At 43.2% G+C, this 23,117-nt stretch carries 19 protein-coding genes and 1 pseudogene; 16 read left to right on the top strand and 4 right to left on the bottom strand.

Annotated elements, in window-relative coordinates:
• Positions 1-1,017 carry a FecR family protein gene (locus FAZ19_RS07460; protein WP_136820095.1) on the bottom strand — a complete coding sequence of 339 codons (1,017 nt, stop codon included), beginning with the start codon at positions 1,015-1,017 and terminating at the stop codon, positions 1-3.
• Positions 1,018-1,057: 40 nt separating this feature from the next.
• On the bottom strand, positions 1,058-1,612 hold the full coding sequence (locus FAZ19_RS07455) for an RNA polymerase sigma factor (protein ID WP_136820094.1): 555 nt from the start codon (positions 1,610-1,612) through the stop codon (positions 1,058-1,060).
• A gap of 197 nt (positions 1,613-1,809) precedes the next feature.
• Between FAZ19_RS07455 and FAZ19_RS07450 the strand changes: the two genes are divergently transcribed.
• From FAZ19_RS07450 to FAZ19_RS07425, 6 genes are all read left to right on the top strand, one after another.
• A complete protein-coding gene (locus FAZ19_RS07450; protein ID WP_169305599.1) occupies positions 1,810-2,781 on the top strand; it encodes a PD40 domain-containing protein in 972 nt (323 codons plus the stop codon).
• Positions 2,782-2,883: 102 nt separating this feature from the next.
• A complete protein-coding gene (locus FAZ19_RS07445; protein ID WP_136820092.1) occupies positions 2,884-3,534 on the top strand; it encodes a hypothetical protein in 651 nt (216 codons plus the stop codon).
• Between the two features lie 27 nt (positions 3,535-3,561).
• A complete protein-coding gene (locus tag FAZ19_RS07440; RefSeq protein ID WP_136820091.1) occupies positions 3,562-4,533 on the top strand; it encodes a TolB family protein in 972 nt (323 codons plus the stop codon).
• 21 nt (positions 4,534-4,554) lie between these two features.
• A complete protein-coding gene (locus FAZ19_RS07435; protein ID WP_136820090.1) occupies positions 4,555-5,166 on the top strand; it encodes a hypothetical protein in 612 nt (203 codons plus the stop codon).
• Positions 5,167-5,212: 46 nt separating this feature from the next.
• Entirely contained in the window at positions 5,213-7,204 is a 1,992-nt protein-coding gene (locus FAZ19_RS07430; protein ID WP_136820089.1) for a tetratricopeptide repeat-containing sensor histidine kinase, read from the top strand.
• The gene (locus tag FAZ19_RS07425; protein WP_136820088.1) at positions 7,201-7,812 is read left to right on the top strand and encodes a response regulator transcription factor; all 612 of its coding nucleotides are present in this window, start codon (positions 7,201-7,203) and stop codon (positions 7,810-7,812) included. Before FAZ19_RS07430 ends, FAZ19_RS07425 begins: the two co-directional genes overlap by 4 nt.
• Here FAZ19_RS07425 and FAZ19_RS07420 read toward each other — a convergent pair.
• Complete coding sequence (locus tag FAZ19_RS07420; protein ID WP_136820087.1) at positions 7,809-8,744, bottom strand: LysR family transcriptional regulator; 936 nt, start codon at positions 8,742-8,744, stop codon at positions 7,809-7,811. The two genes, FAZ19_RS07425 and FAZ19_RS07420, sit on opposite strands and share 4 nt — an antisense overlap.
• A 99-nt stretch (positions 8,745-8,843) precedes the next feature.
• Between FAZ19_RS07420 and FAZ19_RS07415 the strand changes: the two genes are divergently transcribed.
• The 5 genes and pseudogenes from FAZ19_RS07415 to FAZ19_RS07395 all read left to right on the top strand — a co-directional run bounded on the left by FAZ19_RS07415 (position 8,844) and on the right by FAZ19_RS07395 (position 14,697).
• Positions 8,844-9,455, top strand: coding sequence for an NAD(P)H-dependent oxidoreductase (locus FAZ19_RS07415; protein WP_136820086.1), 612 nt, complete (start codon positions 8,844-8,846; stop codon positions 9,453-9,455).
• A 108-nt stretch (positions 9,456-9,563) separates the two neighbouring features.
• Positions 9,564-10,850, top strand: coding sequence for an ATP-binding protein (locus FAZ19_RS07410; protein WP_136820085.1), 1,287 nt, complete (start codon positions 9,564-9,566; stop codon positions 10,848-10,850).
• Between the two features lie 83 nt (positions 10,851-10,933).
• Positions 10,934-11,044 (top strand): annotated as a pseudogene (locus FAZ19_RS07405) (transposase); the annotation flags it as partial.
• A gap of 410 nt (positions 11,045-11,454) precedes the next feature.
• Entirely contained in the window at positions 11,455-11,871 is a 417-nt protein-coding gene (locus FAZ19_RS07400) for an MFS transporter (protein WP_136820083.1), read from the top strand.
• A gap of 3 nt (positions 11,872-11,874) precedes the next feature.
• Complete coding sequence (locus tag FAZ19_RS07395; RefSeq protein WP_136820082.1) at positions 11,875-14,697, top strand: sugar-binding domain-containing protein; 2,823 nt, start codon at positions 11,875-11,877, stop codon at positions 14,695-14,697.
• A gap of 83 nt (positions 14,698-14,780) precedes the next feature.
• Here FAZ19_RS07395 and FAZ19_RS07390 read toward each other — a convergent pair whose 3' ends face one another.
• A complete protein-coding gene (locus FAZ19_RS07390) occupies positions 14,781-14,996 on the bottom strand; it encodes a DUF6807 family protein (RefSeq protein ID WP_136820081.1) in 216 nt (71 codons plus the stop codon).
• Positions 14,997-15,111: 115 nt separating this feature from the next.
• On the opposite strand from FAZ19_RS07390, the gene FAZ19_RS07380 reads away from it, so the two are divergent.
• From FAZ19_RS07380 to FAZ19_RS07360, 5 genes are all read left to right on the top strand, one after another.
• A complete protein-coding gene (locus FAZ19_RS07380) occupies positions 15,112-15,774 on the top strand; it encodes a hypothetical protein (RefSeq protein WP_136820080.1) in 663 nt (220 codons plus the stop codon).
• A gap of 145 nt (positions 15,775-15,919) precedes the next feature.
• Positions 15,920-17,491 carry a hypothetical protein gene (locus FAZ19_RS07375; RefSeq protein WP_136820079.1) on the top strand — a complete coding sequence of 524 codons (1,572 nt, stop codon included), beginning with the start codon at positions 15,920-15,922 and terminating at the stop codon, positions 17,489-17,491.
• A 438-nt stretch (positions 17,492-17,929) separates the two neighbouring features.
• Complete coding sequence (locus tag FAZ19_RS07370; protein WP_136820078.1) at positions 17,930-19,636, top strand: hypothetical protein; 1,707 nt, start codon at positions 17,930-17,932, stop codon at positions 19,634-19,636.
• 5 nt (positions 19,637-19,641) lie between these two features.
• Entirely contained in the window at positions 19,642-21,366 is a 1,725-nt protein-coding gene (locus tag FAZ19_RS07365) for a hypothetical protein (protein WP_136820077.1), read from the top strand.
• The gene (locus FAZ19_RS07360) at positions 21,366-23,060 is read left to right on the top strand and encodes an IPT/TIG domain-containing protein (RefSeq protein WP_136820076.1); all 1,695 of its coding nucleotides are present in this window, start codon (positions 21,366-21,368) and stop codon (positions 23,058-23,060) included. The genes FAZ19_RS07365 and FAZ19_RS07360 overlap by 1 nt, the downstream gene beginning before the upstream one ends.
• The last annotated feature ends 57 nt before the right edge of the window (positions 23,061-23,117 follow it).

The raw sequence follows: 23,117 nt of genomic DNA, 5'->3' as shown, positions 1-23,117 counted from the left end.
TTATTTTCTTTTTGCGATAAGGGTATTGGATTTCAAATAGAAATGATAAGCGGTGGTGAAATTCAGTTTTTCAATAACCTCTTCCACAGATTCGTTCGATATCCTGCCCGAAAAAGCCATATCTATATTAGGGTCGGGCATAAATTTAATACCGTATTTATGTGCCAGACGTTGGCCGACCTCTGCGTAAGACGCGTTATTGAAGATGAGCATGCCCTCTATTCGCTTCTGCTCCTCTTCTGGGTCAAACTGCATCGTTTCAAAGCTGCTTTTTTGCTTGTCATACACCAACACCTGCCCTGGTACGATCACGTACGACCTATCCTCCTTTTCTACCTGCACACGCCCTTCAAACAGGGCTACGCGTGCATAGCGGTCAGTCTGAAAAGACTGCACGTGGAAGGTCGTTCCCAGTACCCTAATATCAAGATCAGCTGTTTGGATTACAAAGGGCTTGCTGGTATTATGCGATACCGCAAACTTGGCGTCGCCCTCCAAAGCGACTACCCGCGCCGAATCTTTAAATAATGTAGGATACCTCAAAGTAGATCCTGCAGCTAGGTCTACCAGGGAACCATCCGTTAATCGAATATGCATGATCTTACCCGCTGGGGCAAGCTTTTTAATCCACGATTGTGCAGCCATTGGGATAGGCTTCACCTCGGCTTGCCGAGCGATATATAAACTCGCTATACCGCAGCAAAGGAGTAACGCTGCTGCAGCCATCCATCGGTATACAGCAGATAATTTTGTTTTGCCAACTTTCTGTTTATCAAATCCTAATGTCCGAAACAATCTCTCCCGCGCATCAGTAAGCTCTCCCTCAGACGGTGTATCTCTTAACAGTATGACTAAATTTTTCGCCTCCGCTATAATAGGCCGCTGAGCTGGATTTTCTGCCACCCAGGTTTGCCAAAATGTACAATCGGCCTCGTTTGTTCCAAGGCAATAGTTGACAAATGAACTATCGGATATCAGCTCTTCGACACGAGGTGGTGTATTCCCTTTTTCTTGCATATATAAAGTAGTGCAAGAAAGGTTCTGTTTTTACCTGTTTTTATTTAGAAAAAATAAAAATAAGTAGAAGTTGATAGAGAAAACTACCTTTGAGACTTTTCAACGACTCGTATATTACGTTATAAACCGTACGTACCGAGGCATTTTCCAATTGGCTTATCTCTTCGTAGGATTTATTTTCAAAGAAACGTAATTGTATAAAGCGACGTTGTTTCCTGGTCAATTTGGCGAGTGCCGTCTCCAATTTGCGGTGTGTCTCGATAAGCTGCTCGATTTCAATCTGCTGTGCTTCAATAGAGTCTTCAATCAGCACTTCAGTTATCGATTCGATACCAGACTCTTCCTTTGGTAGGTTTTTGAGGATAATACGCTTTAACCAGGTAAAGAGATAAAACTTAGGATGTTGAATTTCGGCAGGCAGGCTATCGCGCTTCTCCCATAGTTCGCAGAACAGCATGTGCAGACAGTCTTTGATCAGTTCCCTATCCTGGCGGATTTTCAGACCATAGTGAAACAAGGGCTTATAATAAGCATCATACAATCTAACAAAACTATCCTTGTTACCCTGCGTTAATTCCCGCCACTCTTGATTCATATCAAGGGCAAATATAGCTATTATTTAAAACAATTCTAAATAGAGATGCTGAAAAATCCCTGTTTTCGTGGATTGACCTGCAATCTTCTGGCCGTTAACTTTGTTATATCACGATGCATACCTTACCTGTATTTGGCTCACGGGTAAATGCACTGATGCAGATACGGAAACTAAGTCGGCACGTAAATTATAAAAACATGGGAAATCGAAATATAGTATTAATAGCATTGATCGGTCTATCGTTGACTTTCGGCACGAGCTGTTCAAAAGATGACACCCCGCCAGGCTCTTCCTCAGGATCACATGTCGGGACGATCTATTATGAAAATTACGAAGGGTTCTCGAAAGTTAGTCTCGCGACCAAACAGAAAACTATAATCAAGCATACAGGAAACCACTACAACTGGCATATTACCGGCGATGGTACCACCATATTGGAAATGACCGACGGTCGATCGTCTGGTCGACCCGACCATATCCACTTTACGATACGGAACCTGGGCACGGGTGAACACATTAAAGACTTCTTCTATCGGCCAGTAAAAGGCGGATCAATTTTTCAGGAGGCTGATCTCTCGCCCGATAAAAGTATGATCTGTATTTTTCCTTCCTTTGATGAAGGATTTGTCTTCCTCAACGCGGCAACAGGAGCCGTCATGGCACATATAGAAGATATCAACGGTGAGCCGATCCCCCGAAATCAAAGTTTCGCGTGGCTACCCGACAACTCGTTGCTGATCAAATGGAAGCAGCATATCCTGAAGACTAAATATCCATTTGACGACATCACTATTGTTGCTGAGTTTGATACCGAAGCCTTTCACTCTTTTTCGGTCAATGCCCAAGGAACCCGGATTGCGATGAAGTACCAAAAACACATCGCCGTGATGAATACGGATGGTTCGGGATTTTATATGGCCACCTCAGGAAGCGAAGAAGAAAGTAGTGCGAGCTTCTCACCAGATGGCAAATACTTGGTAGTAGGTACCGATGTAAGAAGCATTGGCGTTCCGGGAAGTGTACCCAGCCAGCAGAGTTTTATGAAAATAATTCCGGCTGACGGCAAGACGTATGCAGTAGACCAGGATGGGGCAGATATTGTACCCGTAATACCTCAGGGCGAAACCTCGGCAGAGCCACAAAAAGGATTAATGGTATGGACGCCGTAACGGAGATCGCCGTGGTTTGCTCTTTAAAAATCCCTGTTTTCGTGGATTGACCTGCAACCATGCATCGGTTAACTTTGTTATAGTAAAGATAAATATGCACGTATGAAGAGACTATTGATTCATTTATCTCGCGCAAACCTACTGCTGATCGCGCTATGTTTGCATCTAAGCTGCGGCAAGGACACGGCTAATAACGCAGACCAACATGATTTTATCAGCGTCATGAAAGACGAAGCTTACCTGGGCGATGCCAAATCTACCCTATACGTTGGGGGCCTCGATCCCTTGCCTTCCCTATCCGGCACCTCGTCCTTAAGTGTAGATAAGATACGTGGCGACAGCGTTACGGTATCGCTACTCGTCAATCTACCCGGCGGCGATGGCTTTACCTTAGGTATACCCGGAAAACAGCAAGGGAAAAATTGGAACGCAACCTTTGCTGGCGGCTCATTTTACATCAAAGAAAACGGCGCTATGGAAGGAACGGTTGTTGCAGGAAACAAGGAATTTACCTGGGACGGGTATCTTGCTGATGATGGCGCCATCCTAACCGTGCGGACTAAGTATCTGGCCGCCGACGGCGACATACCGGCTGAATCGATCCTCACTACCGAAATGACGTTGAATCGGTCGGGAAGCGATGCACCCGGGAATGCGAATGGATGTACCAACGTGGTATGGGAGACACGACCGGTATTCAACCTCTATAGCGGCGGTGTGGATTTAATCCGTGTGCCGGTATGCCACCCCTAAGTAACCAAACACATAAAATCAGAAACGATGAAAAAGACAAACTTATCACTGGTAGTGGTATTTCTTATGCTACTATCCGCCTGCTCAAAAGACAATGACGGCGGGCCAGATGGTGGCGACAATGGCTACCCATCCGCTGTAAAAGGAACCATCTATTACGATTGGGCAACCGAGGGAATCCTTAAAGTGAGTTTGCCCGAGGGGGTGGGTTCGGCTTTTATTCCCGACGATTCAAAACTCAATAATTTCGATATCTCCCGGGATGGGAAATACAAACTCACTGTGGTGAACGAGCAGACCTTGGGCGATTATCCCATCCGCTTTACGCTGAGCGATATTTCGAACGGCAGTATTGTGGAGGAATTCATCTACCGTAGCCCGGCGTTAAGCGCCTATTCCAAAGGCTATCTATCGCATGACAACAGCCATATTTTGGTGCTTTCAAATGATCAAGAAGATGGCATTACGATCTTGAAGCGAAATGGAGAGTTTGTCGGTCGCATCCACGACATCAACGGAGAAGAGCTGGGTTTCAACGACCAACGCTTATGGCTACCAGGCAATGCACTGCTAATTGTGCACAACAATTATATCATTCGTCTAGATCCACCCTATACCTCGGGAAAATTGTTAAAAGAAATGGAATACGAAGACTGGGGCGATGTAGCTGTCAATCCCGCAGGTACACAACTCGCTGTGCGTATTGCCAACCATGTGTACACCATGGACATGGATGGATCAAACCTGAAACAGGTCACCACCAGTAACTTTAAAGAAGCCGTGCCGGAGTTTTCGCCAGATGGAAAATACCTGCTGGTGGGCACCGAGTACAGGCAAACCGGCCCATTTGGCTGGATGTGGTCCCTAAAGATCATTCCCAACGATGGTAAGGAATATAACGTGGATCCGATTGCGGCCAACTCGCCCGGTGTGATCCCGGTTTTCGTAAAAGGTAAAAACAAGATTGAAACCGCAGGCGGTCAGATGATATGGCGCTAGTTATAATCAAAATTGAGCGATATGAAAACGATACATTTATCACTTGTAATAGCATGCCTTCTACTGCTAACGGGCTGTACGAAAGACAATGATGGACAGGATGCCAACCAAAATTTCAACGAGGTATTTGGAGGCAAACCCTTTAAAGGCACAGCCAAAGGTGTTCTCTCCCAAAATGAGACCCCCATCTATACCTGGGATGGCGAAGGTAGGATCGCACTGATCGAAGCCACGGCAGACTCCGTTTCCATCGTATTTATGGCCGATTTTGGCAACGACGATGAAATGAATATCAAGCTCCGCGGTAAGCTAGACGGCGCCGCTTACCGGATGGAGACAACAGATCCGGACAATTTCTTTCGCATTGTTGACGAAAAGATAACGGGCCAAATCAATAATGCCCAGCAACAGATGACATTCGACGGCAGCCTGCGGAGAGAAACTGCCGCAATGAATATGCGCGTCACTTTCAAAGAAGCCACCGACGTATTTCCGGCGGGATCCGTGCTTGAACTCACTTTTGATACGCGCCGTACCATCGACGATAACGATGATGGCGAAGGCTGTCAGATGCGTTTGGTCCCCATCTGGAGTCCGTCGGGTGTCACCATGGGTATGGTACCGGATTGTTAATTTGCAGATTAATCTGTAATTTGAGCATGAATCAAGAAACGCAATAATGTATAAACTGGTAGTCCTTCTCGCTTACCTACTCTCCGTAACGCAGATCTTCGCCCAATCAAAAGAAGAGCTGAAGCACTATGGCGACAGCCTGTACCAGCAACTGCAGCACATCGACGATCGGGAAGAAAAGGCTTTAGCGCTATTGGACCTGAGCTTCTTTTGGTCAGACTACGACGCGGCAAAAGCACGACAATACGTCGCTGAAAGTGAAAAGCAGCTGGGCGATAAAAGCAAAACAAACTATTATCAAGGCCTACTGCATTTCTATCGGGCAGCGATTCATTTCGATATCGACCCCATAAAGTCAAAGCAACAGTATATGCAGGCCGACAGCTTTCTCCGCCAAGATATACCCAAAAAAAATAGCCTAGCGGCCATCCGGTACCGTGCCCGCCTTTGGGGAAGCTACGGTGCGCTATTGCAAAGGGAAGGCAACCCCTCCGAATATGTGCAGGTACTTCTGGAGAAGGTCATCCCCATGGCCAAACAGATCGGAGATTCAACACTCATGGGCAATAATTACCAGAATGTGGCAATGGCGCTCATGAACCTGGAAGAGTACGATAAAGCAACCACCTACTACCAAGATGCTTTGGCGCTGCTGAAAGGAAGAGCCGGTGCCGACGAACAACGGCTTACCCTTTTTGTCAATGCCGCCCGCAACGCCTTGTTCAGCAAGCAGCACAGCTATGCGCTTACCCTGCTCGACAGCGCCGCCAACACGGCGAAATCCATACCCACTTCTTCTTACCTCCCGATTTATCATAACGTAGCAGGAAGCTATTGGGAAACGCAGCGAAATTTCGATCGGGCAAACTTCCATTTTGAAAAAGCACTGGCCGGTGCGAAAGAGCAGCACAATAACGATATGGTGGCCTCCATCCTTTTCAGCCAATTTGAGGCCTTTCAGACACGTAACCAGCCCGCAAGGGCCATGGCCAAACTGCGTGAAGTACTGCCCTATGTTCAGGAAAAAGCTTCGCTGAAGAACAAGCAGATGGTGTACTACAATCTTGCCCATACCGCCTCCCAATTGGGTAAACACGAAGAGGCTACCACCTGGTATGAACAGTATAAACAGCTCGTGGATACCATCCTAACCGATAAGGGCGACGCGATCACGCTCGAGCTGGAGAAAAAATACCAGACCGCCGAAAAGGAAAACGAGCTGCTACGGGTAAAAGCGGCCAATCAACAGCAGCAGCTCGCGATCCAGCGCACACGTATGGTCGCCGGTATTTTTCTGCTTACCACAATCGTACTCGGCATGCTCAGTTACATGTGGTATACAGCCTTAAAAAACAGAAAACGACTGGCGGCACAAAAGGAGCAACTCAACCTCTTCAATGCCATGTTGCAAGGACAAGAACGGGAGCGCAGCCGTATTGCCCGCGACCTGCACGACGGTCTAGGCGGTATGCTTGCCAGCGTGAAGCTCAGATTATCGGCTGTTGCCAACAGAGAATCGAAGACGCAGCCACAAACCGCATCATCTACGGATTTATATACGATCATCAACCAAATGGACCACTCGGTCAACGAACTACGGCGAATAGCCCGCAATATGATGCCCGAGTCGTTGTTGTACATGGGGCTGGAAGCCTCCCTACGCGATCTGTGCAACGCGATGGCATTGCCCCACTTACAGATTGATTTTCAAGCGTCTAATTTACGTTCAGATTACGGCCAGTCTTTTCTGATTGCGGTATATCGTATCGTGCAGGAACTGCTGACCAATGCCCTGAAGCATAGCGATGCCTCTCAGATCTGGGTACAGTGCTCCGAGGCTGATGGATATTTTTACATTTCCGTAGAAGATAATGGCAAGGGATTTGATCCATATGGGGAAGAAATGAAACAGGAAGGCATCGGACTATCTAACATCCGTAACCGGATAGAGATCTTAAATGGACACCTGGAGATTGATGCGGCAACAGGAAAAGGCGCCGCATTTCATATTCAATTTAAGCTAGAAGGAATAATATGATTTCTGTAATAATAATCGATGACCATCCACTGGTACTCAATGGCTTCGAATTCATCCTAAAAAATACGTCGACGATCGAGCTACGCGGTTCGTTCAGCAATGCGAAAGACGCCTTCGATTTCTTAGCCATCGAAACTGTAGATGTCATCCTTGTCGATATCAATATGCCCGATATGAATGGCATCGATGCGACAGAAATCATCAAAAAAGAATATCCCGATACGCAGGTTATCGCGATCAGCAACCTCAACGAAGGGAGCATTGCCCTACGGATGTTAAAGGCCGGTGCAGTGGGATACCTGCTCAAGAATGTCTCCGCTGATGAACTGATCGAAGGCATAGAAGCCGTGATGCGGGGCGAACAGGTACTGAGCAAGGAGATGACCTTTATCTTAACGGACAAGCAAGACGAGATACCCACCGTTAGCCAACGGGAACGCGAAGTATTGGCTTTAATGGCGCAGGGGCATACCACCCCAAAAATAGGCGAACTGATGTTTATCAGCCCGCTAACCGTCGAAAGCCATCGCCGCAACCTGCTGCAAAAATTCGGGGTTGCGAATTCGGCCTCCCTGATCCATAAAGCCACCGAGATGAAGTTTATCTAGCTCGCCGCACTCGGTTGGTGCGCGTCTGCCATCCACTCCCACTTTTGCTGAAAGAGCCGCTCCAAACGTTCTATCTCTGGCTGATACATGGTCTTTTTCCGCGTGCCAAAATATAAGGTATTCTCCAGCGGCGTGTTGCCTTCCCACAGCAGTTTTACCTTACCAGCAGCAATGGCTTCGCAGCAAAGGAAATCAGGCACCACGGAAAATCCGACACAATCACTCAGGCAACGGATAATGGAGCTGATATTGGGCACGATATAATTGGGACTAAAATCCGGATGTTTCCCAAAATTCTTGATCCAAAAATTTTTCAAATGCTCCATATCCGCAGCCGTGCTATACCACAGTTCCTGTTTCAGCAATTGCACCACCTGCTTCAGATCATTTGCCCCCAACAGCCGTTCGATCTCCTGCGTATCGGTATTGCCACCTGCAATCAGCACGATACGTTCTTTCGTAAATGGCCGGTATTCCAGATTTTGCTGACTTCCCTTTTGCGGTGTCACGATCAGATCGAGCAGCCCATTATCCAGATCCTGTTGCATTTGTGGGTATTCCCCAAATTTGATGATCAGGTTAAAGGGCAGCTCATTAATATGTTCTTCCAATGTATATTGGAATGTTTCGAAACACATCCCCACACTAATGGTGGCCCGGTCAGGCTGTGTGCGCTTATGAAAGTGCTGTTCTGCCGCTTCCAACTTTTTCAGCGGCTCCAATATACAGTTGTACAACATCTTCCCCTTCTCGGTGGGCACCATGCGGCGCGCCGAGCGATCAAATAATTTATCTCCCGTGAAAGCTTCGAGCGAACCCAAATGAAGGCTTACCCCCGGTTGGGAAATAAACAACTCCTGCGCAGCAGCAGATAATGTTCCTGTGTCGTATATGGCCTTAAAGGTACGTAGCCATTCTAGATTCCATCGCATAACTATAATTATTATGATACAAATATACAATTTAAGTTATTTTAAATATAGATAAATATACAGGAGATTTGCATAAACAATAATAAAACACATAGAGACATGAACATATTTATCATCAATGCCGGACAAACTTTCGCCCACTCGGGCGGCAAATTCAACAACAGCGTTACCGAATGGACACAAACGGTTCTTGACAAAAACCAGGTTGCATACCGCATCACGAACATCAACGACGACTATGATGCCGTTGCAGAAGTAGAAAATTACAAATGGGCCGACATCATTATCTATCATATGCCAATCTGGTGGTTTCAGGTTCCCTACGGACTCAAGAAATATATCGACGAGGTATTTACGGCAGGGCATCAGAATGGCATGTATGCCAGCGACGGTAGAAGTCGCAAAAATCCGGCAATCAACTACGGTAAAGGCGGCTTGATGCAGGGCAAACACTATATGGTTACCACGTCGTGGAATGCTCCGGATACCGCATTTACCTTACCCGGCGAATTCTTCGAACAGCAGTCGGTCGACGATGGTGTATTGTTTGGCTTCCATAAGATGAACCAATTTACAGGTATGGACCGCATAGCTGGCTTTCATTTTCACGATGTCGAAAAAGATGCAACGGAAGAGCGAATTTCCAATTACCGCAAAGCGTACATGGAGCATTTGGAGCATAAAATTCAAAACTCCTACATAAAAGTGTAGCACTACCACAAAAAGTCGTACATAAAAGTGTAGTTAGTATACAAAAAGTCGTACATAAAAATGTAGTACACCACAGAAAGTCGTACATATTTTTGTATTTTTGTCTTTATGAAACGTGATCTCTATGAAAAGCTACTCGAATGGAAAGTGCGAAAATCGCATAAACCACTTATTATTCGGGGCGCACGCCAGGTAGGCAAAACATGGTTAATGAAACATTTTGGTAAAACAGAATACAAAAGCGTAGCTTATGTTAATATGGAGAGTAATTCTGTGATCCGTGATTTATTTACCTTAGACTTCAACATTGACCGCATTTTATTAGGCCTTCAGATTGAGACCGGTATTTCTATTGATGCGGAGACCTTAATAATCTTTGATGAAATACAGGAAGCTCCTGAAGCAATCACTTCATTGAAATATTTTCACGAGAATGCTCCTCAGTATGATATTATCTGTGCGGGATCGCTTTTGGGAGTAGCATTGACTCGCCATACGTCATTTCCGGTAGGCAAGGTTGAATTTTTAGATCTATACCCTCTACGATTTTCCGAGTTTGCTGCAGCTTTAGGGGAAAGTGCGCTCGTAACCCTGTTGGAGAATCCCGATTGGGCACTCATTACTGGCTTCTCCTCTCGTTATATCGACCTTCTTCGACAGTATTATTACGTAGGAGGAATGCCTGAAGCCGTAACCGCTTTTGCGGAGAACAAAAACTTTCAGGAGGTACGCGAAATACAAAAAAGAATCCTTGCCGCATACGAGCAAGATTTTTCCAAGCACGCTCCTAGTTCGATCGTACCACGAATACGCATGCTATGGAACTCCATTCCAGCACAGTTAGCCAAAGAGAATAAAAAATTCATATATGGAATTATTCGACAAGGTGCACGTGCCAAGGATTATGAGCTCGCGATCGCATGGTTGATCGACTGTGGTCTCGTACACCAAGTGCATAATGTAACTAAACCTGCTATACCGCTTAAAGCTTATGAGGATTTCAATTCGTTTAAACTATTTTTAGTAGATGTAGGTCTATTAAGTGCTATGACCGATTTAGATGTGCGCACCTTGTTAGAAGGCCAGGCACTATTCCAAGAATTTAAAGGTGCCTTGACAGAACAATACGTGTTGCAAGAATTAACCGCTCGTGGAGATATGAGTATTTACTATTGGTCCTTGGAAAATTCAAGAGCAGAAATAGACTTTTTAATTCAAAAAAACGGTAAAATCATACCGTTAGAAGTAAAAGCCGAAGAGAACCTACAGGCTAAAAGTCTTCGTGTTTACTACAACAAGTATAAACCGGAAACAGCTATACGCGCCTCTATGAGCAATTACCGAAAAGAGGACTGGATGACTAATATGCCGTTATATGCGCTAGCAATCCTTTAAATTTATGAAGACATCCGTATACCTTTTCCTACTAACAATTTTACCGACAGCCTGGCTGAGTTTCAGTAATCCCAGACCGACCGATGTACTATTACGGCTACAAACTCCATGCGGTCTGTTCGCTAAAAGGTGTTTTTCAAGCAATTGAGCTTACACCGGCAAACGTATATGACATTCTTTATCTGGAGGACATAAAGCAGTTCCATTTTCACAATTAACAAAAATGTCCTCTGGTGTTTAATTTATTCGTTTTCGAAAGTGAAAGCGTGCCTGGATAGTGTCCAATATGCATGACATAAAACTGCTGTGTGATTGCATTATCCGATTGCATCTCTCTGATTACTTAAGGTGTAATGATCGCTTTTCGCCTTTGAACCCCTCCGATTTACCAGCCTCCACAAATAAGTGGATTTTTTAATTAAATAAATACAAATATCATTATATTTTACATGTTTTAAATCTTTTAATACATTTTTTCCTAAAAAAATGATTGTAGTTTTGGTATATTATAAATCTATACGTATCCACATGTTAGACACAGAAAACCATCAAAAAGGCTTTTTATACATCATTACATTTATTTCCACAATGGGAGGATTATTAAATGGTTAATCAATTGACCATCGTACTCGGTATCTTACTGCCGCAGGTGATCAATTATCTGATCGCCAAACCAGTCGTGCGAGGTGAAGCACTGTTCGACTCTTGGAACACACAAATGGACTGGCGCTGGATGTTTTGGTCTGAAGGTCTTCCAGCTTTCTTATTCTTTTTACTTTTATTTGTCGTACCTGAGAGCCCGAAATGGCTCAGCACAAAGGGGAAATATGACCAATCAAAAAAGATCCTGCTAAAAATTGGTGCACAGCACTATACCTATGCGGAGACACATGCAGTTGGCAATACCCTGACCTTAACAGAAGAAGGATCTAATTATGCTTTATTCAGAGGAAAAACACCTCGTATCCTTTTGATCAGCGACCTGGATCTTATATTGAAAAATTGTTTATATACTATTTAAGTTATGAAAGTATTTTTTTTAAAGGCCTGCCTTTTATCACCAACCTCAATCTGCTTTGCTATCTTGCTAAATGTATACATCACAGACCTACACGCACAGCAAGAAATCAACCTCTCCGGTTCTTGGACGGTTGCATTAGACGCTGAGGACGTGGGTAGCAAAGATCATTGGGAAGAAAGACTTTTTCCACAGTCCTTGCATCTTCCTGGCACCTTGGACGACGCCGGATTAGGAATCCCAACCACATTAAAACCTAAATTAGAAAAGCCGCAATTGACGCATTTGACCCGTAAGCACCGGTACGTCGGTGCTGCCTGGTACGCAAAAGAGGTCGCCATTCCTCTTGGGTGGAAAGGTAAGCGAACTATATTAAAATTAGAGCGTGTGCTATGGAATAGCCAAGTGTGGGTAGATGGAAAGAAGGTAGATGCGAAGCAAAACAGCTTGATCGCGCCTCATTATTTTGAGCTAACAGATTTTCTAATGCCTGGCCAAACCCACCGGATTACCCTGCGTATCGATAACCGTAAATTTTTTGATCTCAGTTATGAGAATATGGCACATGCTTACACAGACCATACGCAAATCATTTGGAATGGTGTCATCGGTGAGATCGTACTTCAACAGCTGCCAACAGTATGCATTGGTGATGTCCAGGTGTATCCAGACTATCGGACGAAGCGTGTACTTGTAAAAGCATATATTGACAATACAACAAATCGCGATGTGAATGTAACTTTAAAGGCATCTATCTATGCCAAAGGACATTCTAATACGAATGGTTCCGCAAAACAGCATATCAGATTGCGCAGCGGAAAACAGAAAATAGAACTAGCGCTACCGATGGAATATGCGATCTCTACCTGGGATGAATTTAACCCCAATCTGTACACGTTAGACTGCTCGCTGACGGCCAAAGGACTTTCAGATAAAAAGCAAGTAGATTTCGGTTTTCGTAATTTCGAAAGACAAGGAAAAATATTCAAGCTCAACGGTATACCCATTTTTTTGAGAGGCACATTAGAATGTAATATTTTTCCGCTCACGGGCTACCCACCGACTGAAAAGAGAGATTGGATAAAAATATTCCAGACCGCAAAAAATTGGGGGCTAAACCACATCAGGTTTCATTCTTGGTGCCCTCCAAAGGCAGCTTTCGCCGCCGCCGACGAACTAGGGATATACCTACAAATCGAGCTTCCTATATGGTCTGTATCCGTGGGAGAGCTGCAAAGCACTACGGAATTTCTATACAGTGAAGCCTCTCGCATCATTGCCGAATATGGCAACCATCCGTCGTTCATGCTATGGAGTTTAGGAAACGAGCTTCAGGGTAGGATGACGGTTCTTAATAATTTAGTCAGTCATCTGCAAGAAATGGATGATCGACGGCTCTATACGAATACTTCTTTCACATTCGAAAAAGGCCATGGAAATAGGCCAGAACCAAACGACGATTTCTTCGTTACACAGTGGACCAAAGACGGCTGGGTACGTGGTCAAGGGGTATTTAATGACCAAACTCCTTCTTTCGATAAAAACTATCAAAGTGCCGTTGAGCGCATCAACATACCGGTCGTTACGCACGAAATTGGTCAATATGCGGTGTACCCTAATATCAACGAGATTGTTAAATACACCGGCGTGCTCGATCCGTTGAACTTTAAGGCAATACAGGGCGATTTAGAATTTAAGGGAATGCTACCCCAGGCTAATGACTTTCTAATTTCTTCCGGCAAACTCGCCGTAATACTGTACAAAGAGGAGATAGAACGTGCATTGAAAACCAAAGGCATAAGTGGCTTTCAATTACTAGACCTTCATGACTTCCCTGGACAAGGCACTGCGTTGGTCGGCCTGCTAGATGCATTTTGGGAAAGTAAAGGTATTATAGATTCCGCTTCTTTCGCACGATTCAACTCTCCAGTTGTTCCACTCCTTAATTTCGAAAAAGCTACATACCAGAACACCGAAACATTTTATGGACAAATAGCTGTATCCAACTATTCGAGACATATTGGCACCAATCAAACACTAGAATGGATCATACAAGCAGATAATCAGACCTTGGCGTCGGGACAATTGCAAACTGAACTTCACGTTGGGCTCAACGAGGGTCTAGGGAACATCAAATTTCCACTACATAACATAAAAATTCCCACCCGTATAAAAGTAGAACTCAGGTTGAAAGACAGCAAATACCGTAACAGCTGGCATATCTGGGTTTATCCTGCTAACAGCGGCGTCGTATATGGCGATGTGAAATATACTCGAAATGTCGACGAGGCCGAACGTCTATTAAAACAAGGAAAGAAAGTACTTCTTAACCCCGATTGGAAAACGTTAAATGGCTTAGAAGGTAAATTTGTACCTGTATTTTGGAGTCCGGTACATTTTCCAAAGCAAGCAGGTACTATGGGGCTTTTACTAAATGCAAACGATGCTGTCTTTAATAAGTTTCCGACCGACAATCATACGGACTGGCAATGGTGGGATCTGCACTGCAATTCAACTACGATGATAATAGATTCCTTAAAAGGAGGCAAATCATTGGTACAGATGATCGATAATTTTGCGAACAACCGAAAATTAGCACTAGCCTTTGAAGGCCGGGTAGGTCAAGGGAAACTGCTCGTGACTTCGATAGATCTAGATAATAAGCTAGAGGAACGTATCGTCGCCAAGCAATTGTTGATATCAATACTATCATATATGAATAGCGAAGCGTTTTCCCCTTCTGAAATTAAAAACCCAGAATGGCTTAAACAGGAGCTTCATAAACGAGCGGGCAAGCAAGAAAAGCAGGATGCGACAGCAATCTACTAGAAAAAACAGGCACTAGTCCTACGCTTCAGAGTAGGTCTTTAGCAGTCGCTTCTAATTGGGAAGCGACTGTAAATTTCCTTCATTCAGGATAGTACTATTTTTAGTTCTCCACGCCTTGAAAAACTTTTCCAGATTTTTTCTATGCTATCCGCATTCATATGGCCGTCAAATACAATAAGCCTATATTTTAAAACATACGTACGACCAGGTTCTAATACCCAATCCCGATCCTGATCTGGAGGACATAAATCAGGAACTCTCCGACTGCATCCTTCTGGACGACAAGGGCTATCTTTCATCGGAGATCCAGCTTAACCTTTTTGAAGTAGCGAACATCAACCTGGATACGCCAAAGAGAATCAACCAAAAATATTATATCCACGAAAACCAGTATTTTCATTTTTTATCATGGAAATGAATCCCCAAATAACGATCTTGCTGGAAAAGCAACATATGGTATTCCGAGTTATTCTTACATTTATCACCACCGGTTATTTATTATTATTCATTTCCTGCGGAAAAGATCAGGGCACTGACGAGGATATCGTTACCGGTCAGGGATCTCGTTTAAAACATATTACGCAAGGTACTGAGGGACATGGATTAATTGGATCCCTCATGCAGGATTATAGTTTGAGCGGCGAATCATTTACCGATGTCGGCAGCTACCCTATCCCGGTGTATACCTATTATTACACCCTTAACTGGGACTGGAATCAGAATAGTGATCAAGTAAACGCACATCGCGTGCTGAGCTGTTCTTCGGGGCTAGGTACGGATAGTAAAAAAGAAATTTTAGAACAATCCCCTGGGTTTATTGAAATACAGGATGAGCGATTAGGCAAGGCTCCCTATGAAAATGTATTTGCCATCCGTTACCAAGATCAGACAAAAGCAGACTGGCGTTACGAAATACATGTGCTCAAGGTCACGAACAATATGCGAAATCAAGGCATTACCTTAACAGGCTCATACGGCCCTGTACAGCGTGATGATATTGCGGCCTTGGCGCCCAATCCTCCAGACGAAGAAGCCGTTGTTACCGAGCTCCTGAAACTTCTTGAACCTATTCAGTAATAACGACAACTTTTGTAAACCAATATTAATCTCCTATATTTGAATCGCTTTGTGCGCTGAGTTGCCTCCAAACCAAACAATTCAACTATGGTAGCCAATCGACTGCGCATGGACTAAAATATAATGATCCGTATTAACGTTTTTTATGACAAAAAAACCTATTCCGTCTTTCAAACTATTTATTATAGTTCTGATTGCTTTTTGTATTTACGACAACGCTTTATTTGCGCAAACCAAGTATATCACCTATCATTCGAAAGCTGAAGAAAAGCAATTTGAACACTTGGAAGGTTCAGCGCAAAACCTCAAACTTATACTTCTGACGGATCTTGATGAACATGTAGCCGAAGCCGAAATCGCAAAACTAGACCGTTTTATCGCGGGACTAGGCTGGTCCCAGACGAATAATCAAAAACCGAACAAAAAATTAAAACATCTCTTCAAACAGGTACATAATGCGTACTTACGGAAATACGACGGGAGATCATCTACGAGCAAGATGTTTACAGATGGTAGTTACCAGTGCGTGAGTGCGTCTATTTTATATGCGTATATTTTCGAAAAACTTGGTATTCCGTACGAGATAAAAGAACAGCCCACCCATGTATATGTTGTAGCATTTCCCCAGCTGCAGAATATATTGATTGAAACTACTGATCCAATGGTCGGTGTATATATAGCCGACACAAAAGCACAAGCAAAATATGTGCAGTCATTGGTCAAAAATAAGTATCTAGAGCAGGAGTATGTGAACAAAGTCGGCGTGGAAAAAGCATTTAACGAGTTTATGTACGGCAAAACAAATATTTCATTTAAAGAGCTTGTCGGCTTAGCATTTTATAACTTAGGGATCTTTGCTGCCGAAGATGAAAACCCTGAGATGGCCTATTCTAACTTTTACAAAACAAACAAACTATATCCGGCCAAAAAGCATGAGTTTCTGCAATATGATATATTGACAACGCTGGCAAATGAAAGTAAACTGGAAAAGCTGGATGACTGGGATGCTCTAATCATTTTGGCCAATAACACGGATCGGGAAGATAATAAAATGTTATTGAAGCATAGGTTTTCAGTACAAGTCAACAATGATTTGATCATTTCGCGGAAAAGAGAGCAAATACAGGAGATACATAAACATATAAAATCTTCTCTTACCGATACGGCCCTGATGAAGGTATTGGATAATAACTATTATTTTGAGAGTGCCCGATCGTATACACTGTCGGCCGAGTATGAAAAAGCGCTTCCACTTCTGGAAGAAATTTTAGCAACAAATACGGATTCTCCCTTCGCTCAATCGATGTTACTGAATTCTATACATCAAACCGTACTACAAAGTTCCCCTACCGCTGAGTCAATCGAAAAGCTGAATAATTGGATCTTAAAATATCCTGAGCTGCGAGCAGACCCGAATATCCAGCATTACATTGTATTCTATTATAGATCTACAACCGACAACCATCTGAATAACGACAGATTTCCGGATGCACTGAAGTCATATAGACAGTTTGTCAATGAACTACAAAATGACTGTAAAATTAAGGATCGTATAAAAAACGAGGCCATGATGACATTTAAGCACATGATAGGTTACCATCATGCTATAAGAAAAGATAACAAGTCTGCTAAAGCAACTTACGACGATGTAATAGCAATTTATCCCGATATGGCAAACGATAAAGCATTTCGCCGTTTCGCATCCTATCATGAGTAAATGATAGCGCACATACTGAACTCCCGAGGCGTAACGCCCCGGGAGTTTGTTTTAATACCGCCGCCGTCGTCGCTTGCCTTCCAACAACCGACTCACTAAGTAACTGACCGCAGCACCGATCGCGGCCATCAGCGCGGTATGCAGCATGTTAGACCAATCGAAGCTATTCCAGATGGAGCACCCCTCTAAGATTGCCGCGTCGCGATGCTCCTCGCAAAGACGAGAATAACAGTTCTGCTCCCTAGTCTTCTAACTCCTAGTCACCAATCACTAGTCACTAATTACGAGCCCCTCTAGGATTGCCGTCGTCGCTTGCCTTCCAACAGCCGGCTCACCAAGTAACTGGCCGCAGCACCGATCAGAATAATTTCAAAATAAAAAGAACGAAATATCTATAAATTATTTATATTTACGGCACAAACTTATTAGCTTAATTTTATGAACAAAATAGTACTTGTTCTATGTCTTGTAACTGTATCTCTTTTTCAATATAGTTGCAAACAAGAAGAAATTATACCCTATAAAGATGAAAAGCCAACGCAAGTAGAAACGCTAGCCGTCGAAATTATCAATTCAGAACAAGTTGTATTAACTGCAGCTGTAACCTATCTCAATGCGCAAGCAAAAGTTGTTGATCACGGCTTCGATGTCGAATACTACGATGCTAGTGGAAAAAGAGGTGTGCACAATTTCTCTCTCGGCAAAGACGCACAACCAGGAAAGATACGCTTTCCCCTTACCGGCGAGTGGAAAGTTGCGGCCGATAGGGGCATCAGCTATACATACTACCTTCGAACAGAACAAGATACCACTCGAGGCAATATACTGAATTACAGCAAAGACTACGCTAATCCGTTCTCTATACATCCGAACCAAGAATTCAAGGTATATGGTGGAGAGAAAATCACCTTAAAAGGCAGTTTTGAAGATATTAAAGGTAAATATAACTTAGTTATAGACATCAATACCAATACAAGTGTAACTGTTCCTTTTGATATTACGGATAATAACTCGAGCCTACAACTGACTTTACCTCTTGGCATTAGCGCCAATAAGGTTGCATTATATTTGACGCCAATAACAAACAATGGAAGCTATCCCCATAAGCATTATTTAATAGAAGTCGACATCCTCGGAAAGTTAAACCCACCCTCAAATTACACATTATCCTGGATAGAGTCTTTACAGCTACAACCAAGTTCCGACAGCCCTACCTACCCTTATTTTCAAGTAATAATAGGCAATAGAATGGCACGGTACGAATCCTATATTTCTATCCGTGATTACATCAACGCATCAGAAGGAGACAGTTATCGCCTAGGGTACTACAATGGCAGAGATACGGTTATCTTTCCGCATAAATTACAGATCCTACGGCCAGATCCGACGAATATCGGATTCATAGAAAACCGGATACATCCGCACAGCTCAGCACACCTCAAGAATATAGGCTTCAACAATATCTTTGGCGAGGTAAGCTACCAATTTGGCTCGCAGGCCGTACAAGTACGCAGTAACAACCAAGGCATTATGAGTTTTTCCATAGGAAATATGGCCGAAGGTGAATATCCGATCACCATCATCAGCAACAGCTACACCATAAGCAGTCAAACTACACTCCGCGTAGAAAAATTAGTAGCCACCCGCATAGATCAACAAAATACTGCAATGGGAAGTGAAGTTACCATCTATGGTAATTTTATCAATGGAAAGTTTTACAATGTTATTTTTGAAGAAAACATAGAATATGGGATAGCAGCAACAGACGGACAGCTACGTTTTACTATCCCAAAATTAAGCGCTGGTAAGCATAAATTGTCTATCGGCTACTTCAACAACGAGTACGGTGAACAGCATATTGTACCTACCGCGTTAAGCATCGACGTGGCTCTCGCTCAGTATACAGGTTTTTCTCCCAAGAAGGGACAACCTGGATCTATGGTTACCTTAAAAGGTAAATCCCTTGCTTTCGCAACAGTATTTTTTGGAGACACCTTTGTATTTGCTTATCGAATGAATCCATCAGGAGATGAGGTGCAAATTGAAGTTCCACGGTATGCTCAACCCGGTAAGTATAAAATTAGTGCACAAGTATTTGCGCATTGGATGCAAGTAGATGATGTATTTGAAGTTGTCAACCCCTAGAATATATGAATATTTTTTTCCGATATATAAGATCTTGGTTTCCGTTACCATCGATAGGAATCTGCCTATTCCTACTCACTATCTTTCAGGGCTGTAAAGAAGAAACCATTGTGACGACCGTAGACGTTACTCCTATTAGCTTTTTTGTTGAAGGGATCAACGTAATCAATTCAGAGCAGATTAAACTGGAAGTCACCATCCAATACCTTAACGATGAGGAAATTGTAGATTATGGCTTTTCGTTCAAAAAGTCGGGTTACAATCATCAGGAACAATTAATCAGCCTCGGTAAGAGCCCATCGATCGGTCTTTTAACATACGATTATAAACCCAAAGAAAAACTAGAACTTGGGCTATATTACGAGTATTATTTTTACATCAAAACCAATAGGGGGTACTATAAAAGCTATACGAACTCGTTTTCGTATTCTGGCTTAAAAACTATTGTAGAAACATTACCTTACAGCTCAGGTGAGACGGTAACATTAAGCGGAGATTTTAGCATGCTGGATGAGAGTTACAAGGTACAAATACTCGATATCAATGCGCGGCAATTACCGATCAAACTGAATGATGGCCGTACCACATTGTCTTTTACACTACCGGCCAATTACACCGCCCACAATAAGTATATTCAGGCCGTACTTGTCCATTATGAGAGCAGCAGATTTTTTAGTCAAAATCTCGTACGAATCAAGCTCTTAGGAAAAGTATCGCCCCCTGTACGAAAGAGTTACTACTACTATGAGAGCTTAGTTTTCACCGGCATCAACAATAATGAAATTTACAATCACGATGGCAGTCTGCGTTTAATTATCGGTGATCAAGTTGTTCCTTATCGATCTGAAATTAAGATCTCAGATATTGGTGATTTCGAAGGGTCGAGCTTCCGTATTGGATACGTCAACGGCCGTGACTCTGTCATCTTTCCGGATCCGGTCACTATTTTACTTCCGCCAGCAGAGATGTTACAGCTTCGGCAGCGCAAAGCACACCCTTTTTCACAACTGCATCTTGTACAGCGCGATATGATGTTTAATTATTTCATCAACGCGGGCATGCCCATCCTAAAAATTGGTCCTTATGACGCATTATATTATGACGACAATCAGGGTAACCCTATCTCATTCCGAATCGGCGATATTCCAAACGGCAATTACCAGATCGGACTAAGCCATAGACTGGGCGAAATAGAAAGTCCATATTCTTTAGAAGTAGAAGAATTCGATTGGCATGTACTTCCAAACCAAAAGCTCCATTATGGAGATAAGATCACGTTCAAAGGAACTTTTATCGACGGTGTGGAATACGGCATACAACCGTTAGAAATGCCACACTATCGGATGGGGGCCATAGCAAGTAACAACGAGATTACCGTTGAGATTCCTTTTATTTTGGGGGGCCGTACTAGCTGGAAAATTGGCTACAATATCGGTGGTAATCAAACGCGGTATGCTGATAAAATCCAAATCATCGACGTCCTACCGATCACCTTTGATGGCGTCTCGCCTTTACGAGGTACAACCGGAGAAATAATCACGTTAACCGGAAAGGGTATTAAACACGCACAACGCTATTATATTGGCGACAGAGAGATCATTCCCTATGCTATAAGTGCGGATGAAGTAAGGTTTGCCATCCCCTTCAACATTCCGCGTGGCACCACCCGACTTTCCATACTAAGCAACAACGAATTAATTATATCACCAGTCTATTTAGAAATTTTTTAATGAGAATTTTACTATATATCATCCCATCTATATGCGTGCTCTTGTCCTCGTGTCGCAAGGTCGAAAATATCATGCAAGCAGAAGAAACTAAGCCTATCGTGCTCGAAGCAGCCATTCTCGAACACTTGGATGCAAAATCTGCGCGCCTCTCCTGCCGAATAACATCGTTAAATAACGAGATAGTTAAAGAACATGGAATTATTTTGTACTCCGGAATGTTTCCGAATGTGAAAGAAGAGCAGGTGTCCATTGGTGGTAAAGTTGAGATCGGAAAGATCAGCTACAACTACACGCGCTCCGTACCGTTCGAAATTGGCAAAAATTATATGGTTTCCTTTTATGTTCAGACCGAAAAAAGCTTTTACCGAAGTGGGCTAGTTAGCTTTAAGTGGAACAATGTTCAAGTTAATCCACAAAATGATCTAAGCGCCACGACTGGAGAAACGATTACGATTACAGGTAATTTTGAAGGGATCGACGAAAAGTTCATCATTACGGATTGGAATACAAACACCACGACACCTTTCACATTGAGCAGTGATAAAAAATCGCTGTCTTTTGTAGTCCCAAAGACAAACATCCCACATGGTTCTATATTGAATTTCAATCTATCTAAGCGTACAACAGAAGGTGGTAATGAATTCAGCACGATCGCACTTTGCCGTGTAAAAGTATTAGCCTCTATCAATCCACCAGAAATATCGCAGTTATATTTATCTGATGCCATCCCATTAAAGGGCAACAACCTACCTAGTATGTACGAAATCCCGGCCGATCTTATGCTTATCATCGGGGATCAAAAAATCAGGTACCAAAATCCGCTTCGGTTAACGAGTATAGAGGGTCTCAAGGGAAACAACTTAAAGATCGGATATTCCAACGGCAGGGATGAGATCATTTTTCCCGAACCGATCCGGCTAATTATCCCTAATAAGAATGACATACGATTCAATGAAAAAGTTGTACATCCAGGTAGCCAACTACGGTTACAAGGTTTAGAATTCGCTAAGTTTTTCAATTATGGTAGCACCAGCTTTAAAGTCGGTGGTGCTCCGCTTACACAACCAATAAATCCGTTTCCATATAACCTAGATATAATAGTTCCCCAAGTAGCTGATGGTCATCACGCTGTGGAAATTATTAGCCCTTTTTACAATGGAATTGTCAGTACCGAAAAAATAGAAGTTAAGGAGCTCAAGTTGAGCGGCCCGAGTCAAGTTAATGCTCACGTGGGCAACACAATACAGATAAAAGGTAGTTTTATTAATGGCAAGATCTATGAAGTTCATATAGCAGGCCACACTATCTATAATATCATCGCACAAAATGGCGAAATCAGTTTTGAAGTACCCAATCTCAAAAGTGGAAAAAACGAAGTTAAGATAAGCTATCGTCACGAAAGTTGGGATAGCCATTTCTCAACAAGCCCATTCACCGTATTCGTTGAGAAAAGTATGATAAATAGTGTTAGCCCGTTAGTAGCATACCCAGGAGATGTTATTACCGTTACGGGACGAGGTTTAAATACAGGTTCTTCCTACACCCTTGGCGGACATTATATCAATGTCGTTAACAAAACGGCCGATGGCTTTAAGTTTCTAATTCCTTCCGGATTTCAAAAAGGGAAAGCACGCCTAACGATAGAAATTAACGACGACATCATCCAATCGGATGATTATATCGAAGTAAAGTAAATTAAGGTTGATAATAGAAAATGTATAAAACTCCCGAGGCGCAAAGCCCCGGGAGTT

This window comes from Sphingobacterium alkalisoli, assembly GCF_005049105.1.
Lineage (GTDB): Bacteria > Bacteroidota > Bacteroidia > Sphingobacteriales > Sphingobacteriaceae > Sphingobacterium > Sphingobacterium alkalisoli.
This window is presented reverse-complemented; position numbering and strand designations above follow the sequence as displayed.

Coding starts and splice junctions, on each gene's coding strand:
- FAZ19_RS07460 (WP_136820095.1), bottom strand. CDS start 1,017: ATGCAAGAAAAAGGGAATACACCACCTCGTGTCGAAGAGCTGATATCC.
- FAZ19_RS07445 (WP_136820092.1), top strand. CDS start 2,884: ATGAAGAGACTATTGATTCATTTATCTCGCGCAAACCTACTGCTGATC.
- FAZ19_RS07390 (WP_136820081.1), bottom strand. CDS start 14,996: ATGAAAGATAGCCCTTGTCGTCCAGAAGGATGCAGTCGGAGAGTTCCT.
- FAZ19_RS07375 (WP_136820079.1), top strand. CDS start 15,920: ATGACAAAAAAACCTATTCCGTCTTTCAAACTATTTATTATAGTTCTG.
- FAZ19_RS07395 (WP_136820082.1), top strand. CDS start 11,875: ATGAAAGTATTTTTTTTAAAGGCCTGCCTTTTATCACCAACCTCAATC.
- FAZ19_RS07400 (WP_136820083.1), top strand. CDS start 11,455: ATGGTTAATCAATTGACCATCGTACTCGGTATCTTACTGCCGCAGGTG.
- FAZ19_RS07360 (WP_136820076.1), top strand. CDS start 21,366: ATGAGAATTTTACTATATATCATCCCATCTATATGCGTGCTCTTGTCC.
- FAZ19_RS07420 (WP_136820087.1), bottom strand. CDS start 8,744: ATGCGATGGAATCTAGAATGGCTACGTACCTTTAAGGCCATATACGAC.
- FAZ19_RS07415 (WP_136820086.1), top strand. CDS start 8,844: ATGAACATATTTATCATCAATGCCGGACAAACTTTCGCCCACTCGGGC.
- FAZ19_RS07410 (WP_136820085.1), top strand. CDS start 9,564: ATGAAACGTGATCTCTATGAAAAGCTACTCGAATGGAAAGTGCGAAAA.
- FAZ19_RS07430 (WP_136820089.1), top strand. CDS start 5,213: ATGTATAAACTGGTAGTCCTTCTCGCTTACCTACTCTCCGTAACGCAG.
- FAZ19_RS07365 (WP_136820077.1), top strand. CDS start 19,642: ATGAATATTTTTTTCCGATATATAAGATCTTGGTTTCCGTTACCATCG.
- FAZ19_RS07440 (WP_136820091.1), top strand. CDS start 3,562: ATGAAAAAGACAAACTTATCACTGGTAGTGGTATTTCTTATGCTACTA.
- FAZ19_RS07450 (WP_169305599.1), top strand. CDS start 1,810: ATGGGAAATCGAAATATAGTATTAATAGCATTGATCGGTCTATCGTTG.
- FAZ19_RS07455 (WP_136820094.1), bottom strand. CDS start 1,612: ATGAATCAAGAGTGGCGGGAATTAACGCAGGGTAACAAGGATAGTTTT.
- FAZ19_RS07425 (WP_136820088.1), top strand. CDS start 7,201: ATGATTTCTGTAATAATAATCGATGACCATCCACTGGTACTCAATGGC.
- FAZ19_RS07435 (WP_136820090.1), top strand. CDS start 4,555: ATGAAAACGATACATTTATCACTTGTAATAGCATGCCTTCTACTGCTA.
- FAZ19_RS07380 (WP_136820080.1), top strand. CDS start 15,112: ATGAATCCCCAAATAACGATCTTGCTGGAAAAGCAACATATGGTATTC.
- FAZ19_RS07370 (WP_136820078.1), top strand. CDS start 17,930: ATGAACAAAATAGTACTTGTTCTATGTCTTGTAACTGTATCTCTTTTT.